The sequence below is a fragment of the Lysobacter sp. Hz25 genome, assembly GCF_046097045.1.
Lineage (GTDB): Bacteria > Pseudomonadota > Gammaproteobacteria > Xanthomonadales > Xanthomonadaceae > Lysobacter > Lysobacter antibioticus_B.
This window is the reverse complement of record NZ_CP175666.1, coordinates 365114-385644: the sequence shown is the minus strand read 5'-3', so window position 1 is coordinate 385644 and position 20531 is coordinate 365114. Positions and strand designations below refer to the sequence as shown.

Sequence of the window (20531 nt, the reverse complement as noted above, 5' to 3'; positions counted from 1 at the left end):
CCGTGTCCGATGCCATCGTCATCTTCACCGTCGGCACCCAAGGCGACGCGCGTCCCTGCGTCGCCCTCGGCGTGGCCTTGCGCGAGGCCGGCCACCGGGTCCGCATCGTCACCAGCGATAACTTCGCCGGCATGGTGCGCGAGGCGGGGCTGGAGTTCTTCGCCCTCAGCGCCGACTTCAGCGATCTGCTGACCAACAACCCGGAAACCGTCGACAAGGCGCTCAACCCCTTGTTCCTGGTCAAGCACACGCGCGAGAAATTCGCCTCGATGGCCGCGACCTGGGTGCGCGAGACGCGGCCGGCCTGCGAGGGCGCGGCGCTGCTGATCGGCAACGGCATCGCCACCCAATTGGCGAAAGCGCTCGGCGAGGCCGAGGGCATCGCCTTCGTGCAGGCGCAGTTGCAACCGTTCACGCCCTCGCGCGAACTCTCGCCGCTGGCGTTCTGGTCGAAGGCGCGGTTCCCGGGCGCGGTCAACCTGGGCCTGTACCAACTCATGAAGTTGTTGGCCTGGTACACGCTCAAGCCCGCCGTCAACGACGTGATCCGCCCGCAACTCGGCCTGCCGCGCTATCCCTGGTACGGCCCTTATTTCGAGCGCGATCGCTTGCGCAAACGCGTGCTGTACGGCTACAGCCGGCACATCCTGCCGCGACCCAGCGACTGGCCCGAGGAGGCACGCGTCACCGGCGGCTGGTTCCTCGACCAGGCCGAGCAGTGGCAGCCGCCGCAGGCCCTGCAGGACTTTCTCGACGAGGGCGAGAAACCGATCTACATCGGCTTCGGCAGCATGCTGGCCAACAACGCCGAAGCCTTCACCGCGACCGTGCTCGACGCCGCGCGTCTAAGCGGCCGCCGCGCCGTGCTCGCGACCGGCTGGGGCGGCCTGCGCGGCGAACCCGGGCGCCGCGACGAGCGCACCTACGTGATCGACAACGCGCCGCACGACTGGCTGTTCCCGCGCATGGCGCTGGCCATGCATCACGGCGGCGCCGGCACCACCGCGGCGGCGGCGCGCGCCGGCATTCCCTCGGTGTTCGTGCCGTTCTTCGGCGATCAACCGTTCTGGGCGCGGCGCATGCACGAGCTGGGCGCGGCGCCGCCGGCCTTGGACCGCGTGAGCGTGACCGCGGCGCAGATGGCGCAGGCGATCGGCGCCGGACTGCAGGCGCCGATGGTGCAGGCAGCCGCGCAACTCGGCCAACGCATCCACGCCGAGGAAGGCGGCGCGACCGCGGTGCGTGCGCTGGCCGAGTGGGGGCTGTTGCCGGCCGCGTCGGGCCCGGCCGTGCAGGCCGCATCGGCGAAGGAAACGCCGACGCGGCTGCGCGCGGTGGAGGCCTTGGAGGCCTGAGGCGGGGCCCATCGGCATCAGCCTCGCGGCCCGCCGCTCTCATCCGGCCCTGCGGGTCACCTTCTCCCGTAACCGGGAGAAGGAAGGCACCGTCGCCCTCGCAAGCGCCCGAAGCCACAAGGCGAGGCGTTCGGAGAGGTGGGCCCGGCTTGCGAAGGGCTCCCCAAGGCGCCGACCACCTGTCCCAACCTGCAAGACGCGCTTCGGCGAGAATGACCGGCTGATCGCGCGATGTTCTCGTCGCGCCTCACCCGCCGAGGCGTCCACCATGAAAAGCACCGATGTCGAACTCGAACGCCTGCGCATCCGCCGCGAAGCGCGCCGCGCCGCGCTCGCCGCCGACACCCGCGTCGCGGTCGAACGCGAGGGCCGCGCCGTCTGCCTGTCCGGTGGCGGTTATCGCGCCGCGCTGTTCCACCTCGGCGCCTTGTTGCGGCTGCACGAGAGCGGATTGCTGGCCGGGACGACGATGTTCAGCTCGGTCTCGGGCGGCAGCATCGTCTCGGCCTGGCTCGCCTGCCGCTATCTCGACACCCGCCTCGACGGCGAAGCCTTCGCTGCCTGGAGCGACCGCATCGATTTCCGCGCGGTGGTGGTCGAGCCGTTCCGCGCCGTCGTCGCCCGCGACATCCGCACCGCGCCCGTGCTCGCCACCGTCGCCTACAACTGGCTCTGGCCCTCGCACCGCATCGCCCTGCTCGAACGCCGCTATGCCGAAGTCTGCGGCGAACGCACGCTCGACGAATTGCCCGAATCGCCGGCCTTCGTGTTCTGCGCCACCGATCTGACCTTCGGGGTGAACTGGGAGTTCTCGCGGCGCCGCGTCGGCGACTACCTCGCCGGCTATCTGCGCGACGGCGCACGGCGCGTCGGCCTGGCCTGCGCAGTGGCCGCGTCCTCATCGTTTCCGCCGGTGTTCGGCCCGGTCCGCTTCGACACCGAAGCCGGCGATTACCAGGGCGGTCACTACCAGGGCGACGACGGCGACGAACTGCGCGCACGCATCGAGCTCAGCGACGGCGGTGTCTACGACAACCTCGCCACCGAGCCGGCGCTGCGCCGTTACCGCGAGGTGCTGGTGTCCGACGCCGGCGGCCCGTTCGCGTTCGAGACCCGGCGCTGGTGGCTGCAGCGGCTGCTGCGCTACACCCAGGTCGTCGGCAACCAGGCCGAGGCCCTGCGCAAGCGGCTGTTCTTCGGCCAGGCCGAGAGCGGCTCGCTGACCGGCGTGTACTGGAGCTTGAACGGCTCGCGCGACGAAGGCGCCGACGGCTATAGCCCTGCGCTGGTGCGCGAGGTGATCGGCCGGTTCCGCACCGATCTCGATCGCTTCCTCGACCCGGAGTTCGAGGTTCTGGTCAATCACGGCTACTTCGCCGCCGTCGACGCGATGTGGCGGCAGAACGGCTGGCATCCCGACAGCGCCCAGAGCGCGAACTGGCCGTATCCGCAGCGCGCCGACGAGAGCGAAGTACGGCGCCTGTTGCGCCACAGCCACCGGCGCGTGCTGCACCGGCGCTGGTGGGGCGAGAGCTGAGCGGATCGCGTTCGGCGCGCCCCCTCAAGTAGAGGCCGTGGCCCCACGCTCGCACGGCGCGAACAGGTCCAGGCGTTTGCGATACACGGAAGTCTCGACCTGCATCAGGCCGAGCACCGAATGGAACAGGTTGTCCTGGCTGGCCGGCCGCCGCGCTTCGTTGCGCAGGCACCGCAGGTCGAGGCCGCGCGCGGCGCTGAAGCCCGGCGACATCCACATCACCATCGGCACCCGGGTCTGGGTCTTCGGCGCGATGGCGTACGGCACGCCGTGCAGGTACAGGCCGTTCTCGCCGAGCGACTCGCCGTGGTCGGACAGATAGATCAGCGCGGTGTCGCGACCGGCGTCGCCGGCCAGGTAACGGATCGTGCGGGCGAGGAATTCGTCGGTGGCCAACACCGCGTTGTCGTAGGCGTTGACGATCTGCTCGCGGCTGCAGCGCCCCAGCTCGTTGGTGTCGCAGGTCGGGGTGTAGCGGCGCAGGCGCTCGGGATAGCGGCGGAAATAACTCGGCCCGTGATTGCCGAGCTGATGCAGCACCACCACCGCATCGCCGCCGCGCACGTCGAGGCGTTCGCGCAGGCCGCGCAGCATGACCTCATCGAAGCAGCGCTCGGCATCGCAGAAGGCTGGATCGCGGTCGTGCTCGAACGACTCGAACGCCAGGCCCTTGCAGACGTTCTTGCAGCCGGTCTGGTTGTCGCGCCACAAGGTCTGGATGCCGGCGTACTCGAGCACGTTGAGCAACGACTCCGAGCCCTCGATGCGGCGCTTGTCGTAGTTCTCGCGGCCGTACGGCGAGAACATGCACGGCACCGACACCTCGGTGCTGCTGCCGCAGGCGGTCATGTCGGGGAAATTGACCGGCTGGATCCGCGCCAGCTCCGGCGTGGTCTGGCGCTGGTAACCGTTGAGGCCCCAGTTCTGCGCGCGCACGGTCTCGCCGACCACCAGCACCAGCAGGCGCGGCCGGGCGCCGGGCGGACGCGCGGCGACCCGCGCATCGGTGCCGATCGGCGCGCGCCCGCGCACCCGCGAGGCCGAGTCGTCGAGCGCGACCCGCGCCAGCGAAACCAGATAATTCGCCGGCGTCACCAGGTGGCGAATCTCCTTGTGGTTGCGCATCAAGGCCGAGACGTCCTGGAACGACAGCATCAGCGCCAGCACGCCGACCGCGAGCGCGGCCGACAGCGCGCCCAGGCGGACCAGCACCGCGCGACCGAGCGGACGCGGCTTCAACTTCACCCGCCACAGCAACAAGGACGGCAGCACGCCGTACAACAGCATCGGCAGGATCAGGCCGGCACTGAGCAGCTCGCCGGACTCCTTGCCGTCGGACTGCAGCACGTTGCGCACCATGCCGGTGTCGAGATACACGCCGTACTGGCTCATGAAATGCGCCGCCGCCGCGGTCACCAGCAGCAACAGCGTCAGCAGCGGCTTCACCGTCCAGCGGTTCAGCAACACCCCGAGCAACAGCACGGTGATCGCGACGATCGTCACGAACATGCACACGGCGATCCAGGCGCCGTCGCTCGCGCTCAGGGCGCCGGCGGCCGAGGCCGCGCGCCAGAACGCGCCGTTGGCGAACACCGCGAAGAACAGGCTCGCGGCCAGGGCGATGGTCTCGACGCTGGCCTCGGGCCGGTAAGCGAACCAGGCCGGCCAACGCAGCCGCGAACGGACGATCGCGTTCATCGGCCGGCCCCCGGCGCGAACGGCAAGGCGACCGCCACGGGCGCCGCGCGCTTGAGCGGCGCCATCGCCAGGTACAGCGTCAGCGCCGCCGACCAGGCGATGCCGAGGGTCCACAGATCGTGCGAGAGAAAGTGCGCGCCGCGCAGCTGTTGCGCAAAACCGAACAGCAAGCCGAGGCCGAGGCCGACAGACAGCCCGAGCCAACGCAGCCGCGGCTGCACGGCCAGGAAGAAGAAGTACAAGGCGACCCAGGCATAACCCGCGCTGGCATGGCCGGCCGGAAAGCAGCGCCCCCGCGCCAGGCCCGATGGGCGCTGCGACAGCAGGCCGAAGAACTCGTTGGCGCCGCCGTAGCGGCTCAAGTCCCAGGGGCAATCCATGTTGGTGAGCGACTTCAGCGCCGACACCAGCGCGATCGCCAGCACGGTCGACAGCAACAGATACGCCAGCGGCCGCCGCCATTCGCTCAAGCCCGGGCGCAGGCGCGCGGCGAGCCACAATGCGAGCACGCCGAACCAGGCCGCGGTGCTGGCGTCGCGGCCGAAACGATGGACCAGATGCTCGGTCAGATAGGCGTTCTGCAGCGCCCAACGCCCGCCTTGCCAGGCATAGAAACGGTCGGCCAGCCAGAAGTCGCCGCCTGCCATCGCCCAGGCCGTCACGGCGAACCAGAACAGCAGCGGCGCGGCGAGATGCGTCCGTAGGAAACGGCGATGCGACGGGTAATGCGGCGGCGAAAGAGCGGAACGGGCGAGGAAATAGGCGGAGGGGTTCATCGACGGCGGAGGGCTCGCAGGGCGGCGAAGGCGGTCCCGCAATGGGATCGGCCGGACCGGCGGCGATCATCGAAGCGCTGCTGTCGGAGAGCGGTCGGAGCCAGGTTCGCGCTTCGTTAAAGCACCGCTGAGGGCGCAGGCCGCAACCGCCGGCGTTCAGCTGCCGGCGTGGCCGGCGGCGTGCATCGGGAGGCGCCCTGGCGACGCTCCGACATCGCTCCGACGCGACCTGGGCGACCCTGGCGGTTTGGTGCGGCGGTTTGGTGCGGCGCCCGGGGCAGCTCGGGGCGAACACGGTCGGCGGCGGCCACGGGCCGCGCCGGTGCGAATCGGGCACTATCGCAAGGAGCCGCGAGCGGCGGCGGGAGATTCGGCGCATGCGCCTGTTGGTGGTGGAAGACAATCGCAGCCTGGTCGCCAACCTCTTCGATTATTTCGAGGCCCGCGGCTACACCCTCGATGCCGCGCCCGACGGCCCGACCGGCCTGCACCTGGCGGTGACCCAACACTACGATGCGATCGTGCTGGACTGGATGCTGCCGCGCCTGGACGGGCGCGAGGTGTTGCGTTGCCTTCGCGAGGAAGCCGGTTCCGACGTGCCGGTGCTGATGCTGACCGCGCGCGACGAACTGCCCGACAAGATCGCCGGCTTCCGCGCCGGCGCCGACGACTACCTGACCAAACCCTTCGCCCTGCCCGAACTCGAAGTGCGCCTGGAAGCGCTGGCCGCGCGCGCCGCCGGCCGCGGCCGCAGCCGGGTGCTGCAACTGGCCGACCTCAAGCTCGACCTGACCACCCTGGAAGTCAGCCGCGACGGCCGCGCGCTGCACCTGTATCCGGCCTGCCGCAAATTGCTCGAAGTGCTGATGCAGTCGAGCCCGGCCGCGGTCACCCGCGAACGCCTCGAACACGCCTTGTGGGGCGACAGCCCGCCCGACGGCGACATGCTGCGCTCGCATATCTACGAGCTGCGCCGCGCCGTCGACGGCCCTTACCCGGTCAAGCTGATCCAGACCCTGCCGCGCGTCGGTTATCGCATCGCCGTGCCGGCCGCCGAGCGCGACAACGATGCCCACGCCGGCTGAATCCAACGGGCCCGCCGCCGGGACCGCAAGCGCTCGCGGCGGATTCCGTTCGAGCCTGCAGCGCCGCATCCTGCTCGGCGTGCTCGGCTATACCGCGTTGCTGTCGATCGCGGTGGTGGTGCAGGGGTTCGTCGTCAACGAACACGCCGAACATCTGGTGTGGACCTCGCTGATGGATTCCGAGCTCGATCACTTCATCGAGCGCCGCCGGATCGAACCCGACTATCGCTGGATCGACACCGAATCGCTGAGCCTCTACGACAGCCGCAGCAGCCGGCTGATCCCCGCCGACCTGCAGGTGCTGGGCCCCGGCGTGCACGACGACATCCTGGTCGACGGCGGCGAACGCGTGGTCATGGTGCGCGACGTCGAGGGCGGGCGCCTGACCCTGTCGCTCGACATCACCGACATGGAGCACAGCGAGTTCGACATGGCGCTGACCATCGCCGGCGCCGCGATCCTCACCTTGTTGCTGCTGGCGCTGATGATCGCGTGGGGCGTGCACCGCCTGGTCAGCCCGCTGAGCCATGTGGCCCAGCGCATCGGCAATCTGCAGCCCGATCGCGCCGGCCAGCGAGTCGAAGTGCCGGAAGCGGCGAGTTCGGAGCTGGTCGTGATCGCCGATGCGGTCAACGACTACCTCGAACGCAACGATCGTTTCGTCGAACGCGAGCGCGCCTTCGTCGACAGCGCCAGCCACGAACTGCGCACGCCGATCGCGGTGATCGCCGGTTCGACCGAACTGGCGCTCGAACAACGCGAGCTGCCGCCGGGCGCGCAGTTGCAGCTCGAACGGATCCGCCGCACCGCGCGCGACGTCGAGCAATTGATCTCGCTGCTGCTGACCCTGGCCAAGGACCCGCAACGGCTCGCCGCGAGCGCCGACCGCGTCGCCCTGGACCAGTTGCTGCCGGAGATCGTCGAAGACCACCGGCATCTGACCCGCGACAAGGACCTGAGCCTGGCGCTGGCGCCGCTGCCGCATTGCGAGATCGTCGCGCCGCTGCCGATCGTGCAGGCGGCGATCGGCAACCTGCTGCGCAACGCCATCGAGAACAGCGACCGCGGCGAGATCGCGATCCGCCTGTCTGCGGATGCGACCGTGATCATCGAAGACCCGGGCCACGGCATGACGCCGGAGGAGATCAGCGCGATCTACGCGCGCGTCGCGCGCGGCGGCCGCGAAGGCGGCGGCATCGGCCTGGACCTGATTTCGCGCCTGTGCGAGCACCTGGGCTGGAGCCTGCGTTTCGATGCCGCCGAACGCGGCACACGCACCACGCTACGCTTGCGGCCGGATTGAACGGCAGCCGCTACGAATACCTCCAACCGTCATCCCCGCGAAGGCGGAGTGAATGGATGCCGCTCGCGAGCCACTGGCTCGCGCATCCACGAACGCCAGGGCGCCATGCGCCCTGGCCGGGTCGCAGAGACCTCGGGTGTTCTCGCACGAAAATCCGACCGCTCGACCACGCGCCACCGACACGTGGAAGTGCACGGTCGCGGCTCGCGCCGCTCCTGCCCTTGGCTGCGGGAAGTGATGCCGCCAGCCGACCGATGCCGCCGGGCTCACTCGTCCAGTTAATCGCCCGCAGCGTCGTCCGCAGGCGGCGCCGGCAAGGCCCGCGGCATCGCCGCCGGCGCCGACAGCGACGGCGGGGCGGTGCGCTGGCGTTCGTAGGCGCGCGCGACTTCGGCGTGGCCGTACTTGCGTTCCAGGCGCTTGACGATGAAATGGCCGCGCGCCATATCCTGATAGTGATTGGTGAACAGCATGTTCATCGTCGCCGCGGTGGCTGCGCCGATCACCGGCACCAGCTGCGCCGCGGTTTTCTCGCCGACCACCACGCCGAAGCGCGTGGCGACCACGTCGACCAGCTTGCTCATCCAGGCCGTGGCCTGCTTCTTGGCGTAGGCATGGGTGGCGTGCTGGGCACCGCGCCGGCCGGCCAGCCCGGCCAGTTCCAGCCGGCCGACTTCGGCCAGGGCGGTGCGCACGGCGTAGTAACCGGACGCGGACGCATCGTCCTCGTCGCTGCCGCCGCCGAAGGCGAACACTTCCACGCAAGCGGCCTGCACCTCGGGATCGGACAGCGAGAACCCCTCGCTGCGGGCGATGTCGGCGACCGCGCGCATCATCACCACGGTCGACACCGGCAGTTCCGCGGCCAGGCCGGCGGCGCCGAAGAAACCGCCGACCGCACCGACCGCGCCGGCGACGAGCTTGTGGCTTTTGGTCGAGGAGGCCTTGCTCGGCTGATCCTTGACCGTCCACAGCGCCGCCGCGGCCGCCTTGTGCAGGGCGCCATGCACGATGTTCTGGATCCTGCGGCTGACGAAGCCGGGCAGCTTGGACATGCCGAACTCGATCGGCGCGCCGACGAAGGCGGTCATGCGCGCGGTGATCGACGGGGTTTCCAGCAGCGCCACCGCGCGCTTGAGATCGGCCGCGTCGGCGCTGTCGTCGAAGATGTCCTGGCCCTGCTCCATTCGCTCTCGCTCCGTCTCGGCTTGTCGCTCGCTGCCGCGATCGGACGATCGCGGTAAGGCGAACATAGGGGCGCCGGCGCCGCGCAACAAGCCCGCGCCGGCGCGGCGTCAGTCCCGCGCCGGGATCGGCCGCACCATGCGTTCGAGCAGGTGCTCGACGATGCGCTCGGGTTCCAGGCAGCGGCCGGTGTGCACCGGCGACATCTGGATGATCGAGCTGCGCTTGGCGGTGAGCCAGTGGAAACGCGCCCGCGCCGGCAATTGCCCGATCGGGCCGGCATCGCGGCCGCCGCGGCAGATGCGCTCGATCGCCTGCAAGTGCAATCGCACCGCCTCGATGTCGACACCAGGGTCGAGCGCGCGCAGCCGCGCCGCATCGAGTTCGATCCCGGCGACCAGCAGGCTGGAACCGGGACACGAGACCAGCACGCCGACGTTGACGAACTCTTCGCGTTCGACCCGCGGCACCACGCGGATCACCGCATAGTCATAGGGAGCGCGAGCGGGCATGGATCGCCTCCTCCACGAATGCGCGCGGCGCTTGCACGCGGCGGTTCAGATAATCGGCATAGGCCTGGCGGTGCGCGGCGGCATCGGCGAAGCCGGGTTCGTCGATCAGCCAGCTGTCGGGCACCAGCTCGACGATGGACTGCACCAGCGCCGGCGTGACCGCTGCAGCCATCGCCGCGTCGACCTCGGCGATGTCGCTGGCGAACGGCAGCAGCACATGGTCCTTGACCGGTGCGAAGCGGCTGCCCGCGGCGTTGCCGGCGTTGGCCCAGTCGTGATGGAAGTACAGCGCGGCGCCGTGGTCGATCAGGGTCAGGCGGCGATGCCACAGCAACATGTTGGTGTTGCGCGCGGTGCGGTCGACGTTGGTGACGAAGGCGTCGAACCAGGCGATGCGCGAAGCCAGCTCGTCGCTCGGCCGGTCGACCAGCGGATCGTAGTTGACCGACCCGGGCAGGTAGTCGAGCGCGAGGTTGAGACCGGCGCTGGCGCGGATCAGGTGCTGGATCTCCGGATCGGGCTCGGTGCGGGCCATGTCGGGGTCGAGTTCGATCAGCACGATTTCCGGCACCGGCAGTTCCAGCCGGCGCGCGAGCTCGCCGGCGACGATCTCGGCGATCAGGGCCTTGCGGCCCTGGCCGGCGCCGCGGAACTTCATCACGTACAGGCCGTCGTCGTCGGCTTCGACGACGGCCGGCAGCGAGCCGCCTTCGCGCAGCGGCGTGACGTAACGGGTGGCGCAGACGGTCCTCAACACGGACGTTCCATTGCGGTCGGCTCGGCGGTGACGGGCGATCGCGGCGATGCGCGATCAGGCCGCCCACCTTAGGTCGAGCGACGCCAAAAGCAAAATCCTCGGTTCGGATTCGCCACCGAGGGCCGCCTCCGCCGTCTCAAGCCGCCTTGCGCGTTTCGCCTTGGCGCGACAGACGCTCGACCAGCGCATCGACCTCGGCTTCGGCGCTTTCGATCGAGCGGCGCAGGTCCTCGCCGCCGAATTCGTCGTACTCGATGGCCACGCCGTGCGCGTCGGTGATGCCCATGTAACCCATCGGCGTCAGCACCGAAGGTTCGACGTGGTTGATCGACTCCAGGCGTTCGCCCTTGCCGTAACCGTAGTCGCCGCGCGAGCTGAGCAGGACCAGGCGCTTGCCGGCATCGGCGAGCATCGGCCAGTACGGCTCGCCTTCGCGCGAACGGTCGAAGCCGAAGGTACGGCCGACCCGGACGACGTTGTCGATCCAGGCCTTGAGCGGGGCCGGCACGCCGAAGTTGTACATCGGCACGCCGATCACGATCAGGTCGGCGGCGATTAGCTCGTCGATCAAGGCATCGCTTTCGGCCAGCACCTCGTGCATCCAGTCCTCGCGCTGCACGAGCGGGGTGAAGGCGGCATGGATCCAGCGGCCGCTGACCGGGGTCGGCGGGGCGACGCCGACGTCGCGCTGGACGATGGGGGCGTCGGGATGGCGTTCGCGCCAGCGGCGCACGAAGCGGGCGCTGAGGCGGCGGCTGTGCGAGCCGTGGGCCGCGGCGTCGGAGGCGTGCGGGCGGGCGCTGGAATCGATGTGCAGGAGTCGGGTCATGGCGGTTCTCGTGGCGGGCCCATGGATGAGCCCTGATCATGTTCAGGCCGGAGTGGCGCTGGCTGGAGCCATGTTGATCTGGGCTTACGATCCCGACAAACTCCGATTACTCAGCCGATAAGAGAATTTTTCTCACCCATGTCCGGACGCCGCCTGCCCCCGCTCGGCTCCCTGCGTGCCTTCGAGGCCGCGGCGCGCCTGCACAGTTTCAAGCGCGCCGCCGAGGAGCTGTCGGTCACCCCGACCGCGATCAGCCACCAGATCCGCGCACTCGAAGCGCAAATCGGCGTGCGCCTGTTCGAGCGCCAGACCCGCAAGGTGGCGCTGACCGCCGAAGCGGCCGCGCTGTATCCGGTGCTGCGCGACGGCTTCGATGCCTTCGCCGGAGCGATCGCGGCGATCGCGGCGCGGCGCCAGCGGCGCGCCCTGACCTTGTCGGCGCCGCTGTCGTTCACCGCCAAATGGCTGGTGCCGCGAGTGGCCTCGTTCCGTGCCGCCTACCCCGATCTCGACCTGCGCCTGCACGCCTCCGACGACCCGGTCGACCTGCATGGCGGCGTCGCCGATGCGGCGATCCGCTATGGCCGCGGCCCCTATCCGGGACTGGTCGCCGAGCGCCTGATCGAGAACCGCTTCGCTCCGCTATGCAGCCCGCGCCTGGGCCTGCGCCATCCCGAAGACCTGCGCGCGCAGTCGCTGCTGCATTCGGAATGGCGGCATCCCACCGAGGACACGCCGACCTGGCAGGCCTGGTGCGCGCGCGCCGGCCTGGCCGGGCTCGATGTCGAGGCCGGCCTGCGTTTCACCGACGAAAGCCATGCGATCCAGGCAGCGATCGCCGGCCACGGCGTGGCCCTGCTGAGCCTGGCGCTGGTCGCCGACGATCTCGCCGCCGGCACACTGGTGCAGCCCTTCGGCCCGGCGCTCGACGGCTATCCGCATTGGCTGCTGCGGCCGGATACGCCGCCGAGCGAGGAAGTGCTGGCGCTGCGCGATTGGCTGCGCAGCGAGGCGAAGGTCGAAAGCGCGCCCGCGGGCTGAGACCGCGGACGGCGCATTGGAACACGCCCGATCGCCTCAGGCCGCAGCGATCCGCGCCGCCTGATAACGCTGCTCCTGGGTCAGGCCGCCGTAGCCGTAGGCCGCGGCGCGCGCATCGATGACGTGGATGTAGGAGGTCTCGTGCACCTCGCCGATCAGTGCCGACAGCTCCGCATGCATCCGCTGCAGATAGCGCGCCTTCTCGGCCTTGGTGTTGGTCTCGTCGGTGATGCTGATATCGAGATGGAAAGCGTTGCGCCCCCATTGCGCCAGCGAACGGCCGTCGATGAACCAGTGCGGGCGGTCGACGTAGTGGATCGCGACGGCGACCAGCTCGCGCGGCTTACCGAGAATCTCGACGGTCAAGTCGGCGACCACCGCCGCGGCGCGGCGGCTGAGCTCGGCATCGGGGGTTCCGGAGAGTTGCAGGTTGATGTGCGGCATGGCGGCGTTCCTGTAAGAGCCGAGACGTTCGGCGTGATTCGATGGGCTCAGCTTAGGCTTGCGCCTACTATCGGAATAGCGGGAAGATCCGAGCCTATCCATCGGATTGGCCGATGGCTAAAGGATCACCATGAGCACCCTCGACCTGGAACAGCTGAAGGCCTTCGTCGCGGTCGCCGAGGCCGGCAGCATTTCCGGCGGCGCCGAACGCGTGTTCCGTTCGCAGTCGGCGGTCAGCGAACAGATCCAGAAACTCGAACGCGCGGCCGATACCGCCTTGTTGCTGCGTTCGCGCCACGGCGTGGTCCCGACCCCGGCCGGCGAACGCCTGATCGGCCACGCGCGGCAGATACTCGCCCTGGGCGAGCTGGCCTTGCACGATGTGCGCCGCGAGCTGCGCCGCACCGAGGTGCGGGTGGCGATCAGCGATTACTTCCGCCCCGACGAGATCGCCGATCTGTTGCGCCATCTCGCCCGCCACTGCCCGCAGCTGCAGATGCAGGTGACGATGGGCCAGAGCGCGACGCTCGCGCAGGGCCATGCCGAGGGCGCATTCGACCTGGCGCTGACGATGCAGGTCGAATCGACGGCGCGACCGCGCCGCCGCGCGACGCAGGGCGAATTGCGGCGCGAACCGCTGGCCTGGGCGGCGGCAGCCGGACTGGACCTGCGCAATGAAACGACCTTGCCGCTGGTACTCCTGCCGCCGAGCTGCAGCCTGCACCAGACCGCTTTACGTGTACTGCAACGACAGCGCGTCGGCCATCGCATCGCCCACCTCGGCAGCGGCGTGGCCGGCGTGCAGGCAGCCTTGCGTGCGGGCCTGGGCCTGGGCTGCCTCAATGCCTCGGCGATCGGCGAAGGCCTGATGATCGCGCGTTCGAGCCGGCTGCCGGCCTTGCCGTCCTGCGTATTCCGGCTGTTGCCGCCGCCGGCCGATGCGAACCCGGCCCTGCGCGAAGCCGGCGAAGCCTTGCAGGCGTATTTCGCCTGAGCGAAGAAAAGCGGCGCCCGCCTTCAGGGTAGGAGCGGCGCAAGCCGCGACCGCGAATCCCCGGATTACGCCGAAGCCAACGCGAATCGCGGCACGCATGCATCCAGCTATCGTGATTACCCCGCGCGCCGGATATGACGGTCGCGGCTTACGCCGCTCCTACAAAAGCGGCGACTGTAGGAGCGAGATGAGTCGCGACCGCGGCGCATCCGATCGCGCCGAAACCGCCACGGAAGCCAGGGCCGCAATGCATGCAGACCTCGTTGTTGCGCCGCGCGTCGCATAGCGCGGTCGCGGCTGGCGCCGCTCCTACCCCTAGCCTTCGGCCACGCTTACGCGCTCAAAGCGCATCGCGCGGCGGCAAGGTCCAATCGATCGGGCCCTTGCCGTGGCGCGACAGGTACTCGTTGGCGGTGGAGAAATGCCCGCAGCCCATGAAGCCGCGATGCGCGGACAAGGGCGAGGGATGCGGCGCCTTCAGCACGCGATGGCGGCCGGCGTCGATGACCTTGCCCTTGGCCTGGGCGTAGCTGCCCCAGAGCAGGAACACCAGGCCCTCGCGTTCGCGATTGAGGGTGTCGACGACGTGGTCGGTGAAGCCTTCCCAGCCCTTGCCCTGATGCGCGCCGGCGCGGCCTTCCTCGACCGTCAGCACGGCGTTGAGCAACAGCACGCCGCGTTGCGCCCACGGCAGCAGGCAGCCGTGATCGGGCCGGGCGATGCCGAGGTCGCGCTGGATTTCCTTGAAGATGTTGTCGAGCGACGGCGGCACCGGCACGCCGGGCTGGACCGAGAAACACAGCCCGTGCGCCTGACCGTAACCGTGGTACGGGTCCTGACCGAGGATGACGACCTTGACCTGTTCGAACGGGGTGGCGTCGAACGCCGAGAAAATCTGCGCACCGGGCGGGAAGATGCGCGCGCCGGCGGTCTTGCGTTCGCGCAGGAAGCGCGACAGCGACTGCATGTCCTCGCGTGCGAACCAGTCGCCGACGCGGGCTTTCCAGGAGGCTTCGAGCTTGGGCTCGCGGTCGGCGTCGTTCATGCCGGCAACGCCGTCGGCTCGAGCCGCGACAGGCGCAACTGGAACAGGGTCTTGGTCACCAGCAGGCGCTCCTCGATCGGCTTGAGCACCAGGTCGTTGGCGCCGGCGCGCAGCAGCTCGCTCTGGTTGTCGCGATTGGCGTCGCCGGTCATGACCAACACCGGCAGACGGCGCTTGCCGTAAGCGAAGTCGTTGCGCAGCCGGGCGAGCAGATCCTTGCCGCCGAGCTCGCCCTTCAGATACACGTCGGTCAGCACCAGGTCGGCGCCGGCATCGCCGCCGGCCGCGCCGCTGGCGCGGTGCGCCTCGAGATGTTCGAGCGCTTCCTCCACGCCGATGAAGTGCAGCACCTGCAGGGCGTGGCGCTCGAGCATGCGCTTGGTCGCCACCGCCACCACGCGGCTGTCTTCGACGTAGAGCACGCGCGCGCCGGGAATCGGCTGCGGCTGCACATAGCCGCGGATGAACTCGGCCAGGGCGTTCGGGCCGAGCGCCTTGTCGAAATAATCGGTGACGTCTTCGGTGAAGCGGCGCGCTTCCAGATGCGCCTGGGCATCGCCGGAGACCACGATCACCGGCACGTAGGCCTGGGCCGCGGCTTCGCGCACGGCGCGCGCCAGGGCGATGCCGTCGCCGTCGGGCAGGACCAGGGCAGTGGTGACCAGATCGACCTCGCCGTGGTCGAGGGCGACGCGCGCCTCGATGATGCTGCCGCATTGGACGATGCGGGTGTTCGGCAGCTCGCGCATCAGGACATCGGCGATGAGCTTGCGGACCAGCTTGGAGCCGTCGACCACCATCACCCGCGGTGCGGTGTTTTCGAAGTGACGTAGATTCTGGCTTTGCATATCAGGAACGGTACCGTGTCGGCGACGCCGGGCCGACGCCCGAGGGCATCGACGCCAAGCGCACAGGCGGGGGAACCCGATTCTAGGCGGAAGCGGCCGCCGAATCCGAGTCTCAAGCAACATCCTGACAACCGCGCGACAAGGCGCGGACCGCTCAGCCTTGGCCGGAGCGGCTCTGGCGCAGGTAGTGGCCGGTCACGAAACCGGCGCCGAGCCAGCCCAGCGCGGCCGCACCGGCCAGGATCGCCAAGGCCTGCGGCAGGTCGAAGCCCTGCAGCTCGAAATGACTGCCGTAACTCGTGGCCAGGGCGGTCAACGGTTCGCGCAGGGTGCGGTCGGCCGCGGTCAGCAAGGCCAGCGCGACTGCGCCGGCGGCCAGGCCGTAGCAGGCGCCCAGGTACAGGAAGGGCCGGCGGATGAAGCCGTCGGTGGCGCCGAGCAATTGCAGCACCCCGATTTCTTCGCGCCGCGACTGGATGTCCAGGCGCACGGTGTTGCCGACCACCAGCAGGGCGCCCAGGCCCAGCATCGCCGCAAGCAACCAGGCCAGGCGGATGCCGAACCGCAGCCAGCCTTCGAGACGCTGGCGCCAACCGGCATCGTGCTGGACCACGTCGGTCTCGGCCAGGCTGCCGAGCGATTCGGCCAGGGCCAGTTCGTCGCCCTTCGGCGTCACCAGCAACAGGCTGGGCAATGGATTGCCTTCGATCGCGCTCAGGCTGTCGCCGAGGCCGCTCTTCTCGCGCAGATCGGCCAGGCCCTGCTCGGGCGTGCGCAGTTCGATGGCGCCGATGTCGGGCCGCGCGCGCAGTTCCTCGGCGAGGGCGCGGGCGCGTTCGAGCTTGATCTCGGGCTTGAGGAACAGGCTGATCTGGCGCGACTGCTGCACTTCGCCGGCGAAGCGTTCGATGTTGCTCAGCGCCGCCCACAGGCCGAGCGGCAGGGCCAGGGCGACCGCCATCACCCCGATCGTCAGCAACGCCGCCCAGGGCTTGCTCAGCAATCGGCCGACGCTGGCGACCAGGCTGTAGAGGTGATGGTCGAACCACACCCCCAAGCGCGACTGCACCGCCGACTCGACCGCGAGGTCGTCGTCGCGCGAGGCCGGGGCCTCGATGCGGGAATGCGCCTCGCCATGGGAAGACTCTGGGGTCGGAAAGGAACTCATTCGGCCAGGTCCTCGGGCGCGATGTCGTCGACCAGGCGGCCCTGGTTGAGCACCAGCACGCGCTTCTTCATGCGCTTGACCAGGGCCAGGTCGTGGCTGGCGACGAGCACGCTGGTGCCGCGCTCGGGCAGCGACTGGAACAGGGTCATGATTTCCGCCGACAGGGTCGGGTCGAGGTTGCCGGTGGGTTCGTCGGCCACCAACAACCGAGGCTCGCCGATGATCGCCCGGGCGATGCCCACGCGTTGCTGCTCGCCGGCCGACAGCTCGCCCGGCAGAGCCGAAGCGCGCGCCCCCAGGCCGACCTTCTCCAGGGTCATGCGCACGCGCCGGCCGATGTCGGGGCGGCGCAGGCCGCGCAGCAACAGCGGCAGGGCGACGTTGTCGGCGACGCTGCGGTCGGCGAGCAGGCGGTGATCCTGGAACACCACGCCGATCTCGCGCCGATGCAGGGCGATGCGACGGCCGCCGACCTTGAGCAGGTTGCGCTCGCCGAACAACACCGCGCCGCGGCTCGGGCGTTCGCTCAGATGGATGAGCTTGAGCAGGGTGCTTTTGCCGGCGCCGGAGTGGCCGGTGACGAACAGCATCTCGCCGGGAGCCACCTCGAAGCTGACTTCGCTGAGGGCCTCGTGCCCGCTGCTGTAGCGTTTGCTGACGTTGTCGAAGCGCAATACGGTCATGGCCGGAAGTATCGCAGAGCGAATCGCCGGAGACATCACGTTTCGGCCCCGGCGTTTGGCCTATGTTCGCGCTGCGGTCGTCGCGCGGCTTCGACGACGAATCGACGGCACCGACCGGCCTCGCAGGCCGGCCGGCCCAGCACGACCGCAGCGGGCCCGATCTCGGCACAGCCGTCCGAGCCACCCGCGCGATGCCTTGCAGCACCTTGATCGTCCGACACAGGAAGCACCGCCGCCGGCCCCGATGGCCGGCGCGGACCGTCGTCGACTTCATCAAGGAGCACCACCATGCAAACGACCAAGGCTCACCTGGCATTCGCCCTGCTCGCCCTCGGCCTGTACGCCGACAGCGCCCGCGCCGAGCAATACGACCCGCCGCTCAACGTCGCCACCCTGGCCTGCCCGGCCGGCTCGACCGGCTACGGCAACGCCCGTTTCATCGTGTTTCCCTCGTTCGGCAGCGCGCCGCCGAACTGGCGTTTGACGATCTGGTGCAGCGCCGGCGGCAGCGGTCGCCGCGGCCACTTCGAGCCCGGCAGCAGCGGCGTATATACCACCTGGCCGTATGCCGGCGGCGCCTTCGGCATCGGCTGGCCGGCCTCGCCGAACTACAGCAATCAGCTGCAGTTGCTCGACATCGACGTCGACGGCGATCTCGACGTGTTCCAGCTCGTCGAGACCTCGGCCAATACCTGGTCGGTGTTCGTCAGCAGGACCCTGTGACGAAAGACCGCCGCGAACCTCGTCGAGGCGACGAGGTTCGCGTGCGGGCTCGGCGGCAGGCCGCGGGCCTGCCGTCGACGGATCGCTACGCGGCGATCAGTGCTGCGAACGCGGCGGACGCGCGACCAGCGACTTGAGCTTGCGGCTGATGCGGCCCAGCAGCGAAGGCTTGGCCTCGCCGGCCGGCGCCGCGGCAGCCGCCGCGGGCTTGTGCGCGGGCTTGGCGGCGGGCTTCGACGGCGTCGGCTTGGCCGCAGCGCTCTCGCCCTGGCTCGCGGTCGGTGCGCCGTTGTCGGTCTCGGCGCCTTCGATGCGACGGCCGCCGCGACGGCGACGGCGCTTGCGCGGTGCGCGCTCGCCCTCGATCGCCGGCACGCCGGTGGTCGCGGTCACCTCGCCTTCCGGCTTGGGCTTGCGCGGCGGACGCGGCGCAGCTTCGACTGCCGCGGCGACACCGGCTTCGGCCGGCTTGGCCGCACCGGCCTCGACCGGCGCGCGTTCGCGACGCGGCGCGCCATCGCGGCGGCCTTCGCTGCGCGGACCGCGGCTCGGGCCGGAACCGCTGCGGCTGCCGCTGCGGCCGCCGGGACCGCCGCCACGACGCTGTTCGTCGGCGGCGCGCTGTTCGCGCGCTTCCTTGAAGATCGAACCGATGCTCTCGTTCTCTTCGCCTTCCTCGGCTGCCGGGATCTCGCGCGGGGTGCGCGGCAGGGCGATCAGCAGCTCTGCATCGACCGGCGCGGTCGGCAGCTTCTGCTCGATGTAGGCCTCGATGTCCGGCAGGCTCATCGCATAGCGCTCGCAGGCGAAGCTGATCGCGTCGCCCTCGGCGCCCAGGCGCGCGGTGCGGCCGATGCGGTGGACGTAGTCCTCGGCATCGAACGGCAGATCGTAGTTGTAGACGTGGCTGACGCCGTCGATGTGCAGGCCGCGCGCGGCGACGTCGGTGGCGACCAGGATTTCGAGCTGGCCCTTCTGGAACTTGTTGAGCAGCGACTCGCGCTTCTTCTGCGGCACGTCGCCCGACAGCACGCCGACGCGGTAACCGCCGCGTTCGAGCGAACGCGCGACGCGCTCGACCCAGGCCTTGGTGTTGACGAACACCATCGTCCGCGCGCCTTCGCTGCGCGACAACAGGCCCAGCAACAGCGGCACCTTTTCCTCGTCGGCCGGGAAGTAGACCTTCTGGCGGACCTTGGCGGCGGTGATGAACTCGGTCTCGACGACGACCTTCTCGGGCTCGTTCATGTGCTCGTAGGCCAGCTCGAGCACGCGATGGCTCAAGGTCGCCGAGAACAGCAGGGTCTGGCGCTCGGTGCGGATCGGCATGCGCCGCAGCAGGAAGCGGATGTCCTTGATGAAGCCCAGGTCGAACATGCGGTCGGCTTCGTCGAGCACGCAGATCTCGCAGGCGTGCAGCGACACGACCTTGTGCTGCTTGACGTAGTCGATCAGGCGGCCGGGCGTGGCGATGATGACGTCGGCGCCCTTCTGCAGCAGCTCGCGCTGCTTGTCGTAGTCGACGCCGCCGTAGACCAGGGCGAACTTCAGGCCCAGGTCGGAGCCGAACTTGACCGCGTCCTTATGGATCTGGATCGCCAGCTCGCGGGTCGGCGCCAGGATCAGCGCGCGCGGGTCTTCGGGCTTGCGCTCGGCCAGCGCCGGACGGGTCAGCAGGCGGTTGATCACCGCGACCAGGAAGGCGAGGGTCTTGCCGGTGCCGGTCTGGGCCTGGCCGGCGACGTCGCGCCCGGTCAGCGCCAACGGCAGGGTCAGCGCCTGGATCGGCGTGCAGCGCGAAAACCCGGCGGCCTCGAGGCCGGCCAACAGGCTCGGGTGCAGGTCGAACGAAGAAAAGGTGATGTCGGTTAAAGGCTTGTCGCTCATGCTTCTCAGAGATCCGCGCGCACTGGGCGCAGTAGGTGGTCGCTTGCGTGGGTGGCGTCGGCGAAGCAGACTGCCGGGGCCGAGCCGGCGCCCGAGTTGAACTCTGAAGGCAGGCTCGATGAGGCCGTGGCGCAGCCCTTGAAGGTGCCGCGTAACGCCCCAGTTTAGCGTAAGCCCCCGCCCGGCATGGCCCGCCCGGGGTTCCGTTCAAGAATAGCCCGTTCCGTACGGGCGAGTACCCCCCCGCAGGAGACCCCCGTGAGCGAAAAAGTTCTGCATGCTGGCGATTCCGACTTCGACGCCACCGTGCTGCAGTCGTCCGAACCCGTCCTCGTCGATTTCTGGGCCCCCTGGTGCGGCCCGTGCAAGGCCATCGGCCCGATCGTCGAACAGTTGGCCGACCAGTACGAAGGCAAGGCCAAGGTGGTCAAGGTCGACGTCCAGGAATTCCCGGCATTGGGCGTTCGCTACAACGTGCGCAGCATCCCCATGCTGTTGATGTTCAAGGACGGCCAGGTCCATTCGAGCCAGCTCGGCGCGCCGCCGAACATCAAGTCGCTGTTGACCCAGATGATCGACAAGGCCATCTGAAGCGGCCTGCTCTGAAGCGGCCCGCCATGTGAAGCCGCCGCGCTTACGCCCGCCCCGCGCGGGCGCAAGC

General features: G+C 69.6%; 20 protein-coding genes. 8 read left to right on the top strand and 12 right to left on the bottom strand.

The annotated features are described in order from the left end of the window. Positions 1-2 precede the first annotated feature (2 nt). Entirely contained in the window at positions 3-1355 is a 1353-nt protein-coding gene (locus ACKN61_RS01535) for a glycosyltransferase (RefSeq protein WP_408951987.1), read from the top strand. 268 nt (positions 1356-1623) lie between these two features. Then, positions 1624-2892, top strand: coding sequence for a patatin-like phospholipase family protein (locus ACKN61_RS01530; RefSeq protein WP_408951986.1), 1269 nt, complete (start codon positions 1624-1626; stop codon positions 2890-2892). Positions 2893-2916: 24 nt separating this feature from the next. Here ACKN61_RS01530 and ACKN61_RS01525 read toward each other — a convergent pair whose 3' ends face one another. Together ACKN61_RS01525 and ACKN61_RS01520 are read right to left on the bottom strand one after the other, a co-directional pair. Next, the gene (locus ACKN61_RS01525) at positions 2917-4590 is read right to left on the bottom strand and encodes a phosphoethanolamine transferase (RefSeq protein ID WP_408951985.1); all 1674 of its coding nucleotides are present in this window, start codon (positions 4588-4590) and stop codon (positions 2917-2919) included. Next, complete coding sequence (locus tag ACKN61_RS01520; RefSeq protein WP_408951984.1) at positions 4587-5366, bottom strand: phosphatase PAP2 family protein; 780 nt, start codon at positions 5364-5366, stop codon at positions 4587-4589. Before ACKN61_RS01520 ends, ACKN61_RS01525 begins: the two co-directional genes overlap by 4 nt. 377 nt (positions 5367-5743) lie before the next feature. Here ACKN61_RS01520 and ACKN61_RS01515 point away from each other — a divergent pair, with 377 nt between their 5' ends. Together ACKN61_RS01515 and ACKN61_RS01510 are read left to right on the top strand one after the other, a co-directional pair. Further along, on the top strand, positions 5744-6451 hold the full coding sequence (locus tag ACKN61_RS01515) for a response regulator transcription factor (RefSeq protein ID WP_408951983.1): 708 nt from the start codon (positions 5744-5746) through the stop codon (positions 6449-6451). Further along, the gene (locus ACKN61_RS01510) at positions 6435-7754 is read left to right on the top strand and encodes a sensor histidine kinase (protein ID WP_408951982.1); all 1320 of its coding nucleotides are present in this window, start codon (positions 6435-6437) and stop codon (positions 7752-7754) included. Before ACKN61_RS01515 ends, ACKN61_RS01510 begins: the two co-directional genes overlap by 17 nt. Before the next feature lie 278 nt (positions 7755-8032). Here the strand turns inward: ACKN61_RS01510 and ACKN61_RS01505 are convergent, their stop codons facing one another. The 4 genes from ACKN61_RS01505 to ACKN61_RS01490 form a co-directional block, all read right to left on the bottom strand. After that, positions 8033-8941 (bottom strand): EcsC family protein, encoded by a 909-nt coding sequence (locus tag ACKN61_RS01505; protein ID WP_408951981.1) that lies wholly within the window; start codon positions 8939-8941, stop codon positions 8033-8035. Between the two features lie 108 nt (positions 8942-9049). Next, entirely contained in the window at positions 9050-9451 is a 402-nt protein-coding gene (locus ACKN61_RS01500) for a DUF3037 domain-containing protein (RefSeq protein ID WP_408951980.1), read from the bottom strand. Then, positions 9429-10205 carry a HipA family kinase gene (locus tag ACKN61_RS01495; RefSeq protein WP_408953743.1) on the bottom strand — a complete coding sequence of 259 codons (777 nt, stop codon included), beginning with the start codon at positions 10203-10205 and terminating at the stop codon, positions 9429-9431. Before ACKN61_RS01495 ends, ACKN61_RS01500 begins: the two co-directional genes overlap by 23 nt. 139 nt (positions 10206-10344) lie before the next feature. Further along, a complete protein-coding gene (locus ACKN61_RS01490; protein WP_408951979.1) occupies positions 10345-11037 on the bottom strand; it encodes an FMN-dependent NADH-azoreductase in 693 nt (230 codons plus the stop codon). A gap of 138 nt (positions 11038-11175) precedes the next feature. Between ACKN61_RS01490 and gcvA the strand changes: the two genes are divergently transcribed. Continuing rightward, positions 11176-12078, top strand: a complete 903-nt coding sequence (gene gcvA, locus ACKN61_RS01485; RefSeq protein WP_408951978.1) for a transcriptional regulator GcvA — start codon at positions 11176-11178, stop codon at positions 12076-12078. Positions 12079-12114: 36 nt separating this feature from the next. Here the strand turns inward: gcvA and ACKN61_RS01480 are convergent, their stop codons facing one another. Beyond that, positions 12115-12522, bottom strand: a complete 408-nt coding sequence (locus ACKN61_RS01480) for a 4-oxalocrotonate tautomerase family protein (RefSeq protein WP_031373268.1) — start codon at positions 12520-12522, stop codon at positions 12115-12117. A 130-nt stretch (positions 12523-12652) separates the two neighbouring features. Here ACKN61_RS01480 and ACKN61_RS01475 point away from each other — a divergent pair, with 130 nt between their 5' ends. Continuing rightward, positions 12653-13516 (top strand): LysR family transcriptional regulator, encoded by an 864-nt coding sequence (locus ACKN61_RS01475; RefSeq protein ID WP_408951977.1) that lies wholly within the window; start codon positions 12653-12655, stop codon positions 13514-13516. A gap of 340 nt (positions 13517-13856) precedes the next feature. Here the strand turns inward: ACKN61_RS01475 and ung are convergent, their stop codons facing one another. From ung to ftsE, 4 genes are all read right to left on the bottom strand, one after another. Then, positions 13857-14561 carry a uracil-DNA glycosylase gene (gene ung / locus ACKN61_RS01470; protein ID WP_408951976.1) on the bottom strand — a complete coding sequence of 235 codons (705 nt, stop codon included), beginning with the start codon at positions 14559-14561 and terminating at the stop codon, positions 13857-13859. Next, positions 14558-15409, bottom strand: coding sequence for a response regulator (locus ACKN61_RS01465; RefSeq protein WP_031373271.1), 852 nt, complete (start codon positions 15407-15409; stop codon positions 14558-14560). Before ACKN61_RS01465 ends, ung begins: the two co-directional genes overlap by 4 nt. A 154-nt stretch (positions 15410-15563) precedes the next feature. After that, complete coding sequence (ftsX, locus tag ACKN61_RS01460; RefSeq protein WP_408951975.1) at positions 15564-16577, bottom strand: permease-like cell division protein FtsX; 1014 nt, start codon at positions 16575-16577, stop codon at positions 15564-15566. Further along, positions 16574-17260, bottom strand: coding sequence for a cell division ATP-binding protein FtsE (ftsE, locus tag ACKN61_RS01455; RefSeq protein WP_223621340.1), 687 nt, complete (start codon positions 17258-17260; stop codon positions 16574-16576). Before ftsE ends, ftsX begins: the two co-directional genes overlap by 4 nt. A 288-nt stretch (positions 17261-17548) precedes the next feature. On the opposite strand from ftsE, the gene ACKN61_RS01450 reads away from it, so the two are divergent. Then, positions 17549-17983, top strand: a complete 435-nt coding sequence (locus ACKN61_RS01450) for a hypothetical protein (protein WP_408951974.1) — start codon at positions 17549-17551, stop codon at positions 17981-17983. Between the two features lie 96 nt (positions 17984-18079). Here the strand turns inward: ACKN61_RS01450 and rhlB are convergent, their stop codons facing one another. Then, positions 18080-19870, bottom strand: a complete 1791-nt coding sequence (rhlB, locus tag ACKN61_RS01445; RefSeq protein ID WP_408951973.1) for an ATP-dependent RNA helicase RhlB — start codon at positions 19868-19870, stop codon at positions 18080-18082. Between the two features lie 258 nt (positions 19871-20128). Here rhlB and trxA point away from each other — a divergent pair, with 258 nt between their 5' ends. Next, a complete protein-coding gene (gene trxA, locus ACKN61_RS01440; protein WP_031373276.1) occupies positions 20129-20461 on the top strand; it encodes a thioredoxin in 333 nt (110 codons plus the stop codon). Positions 20462-20531 lie beyond the last annotated feature (70 nt).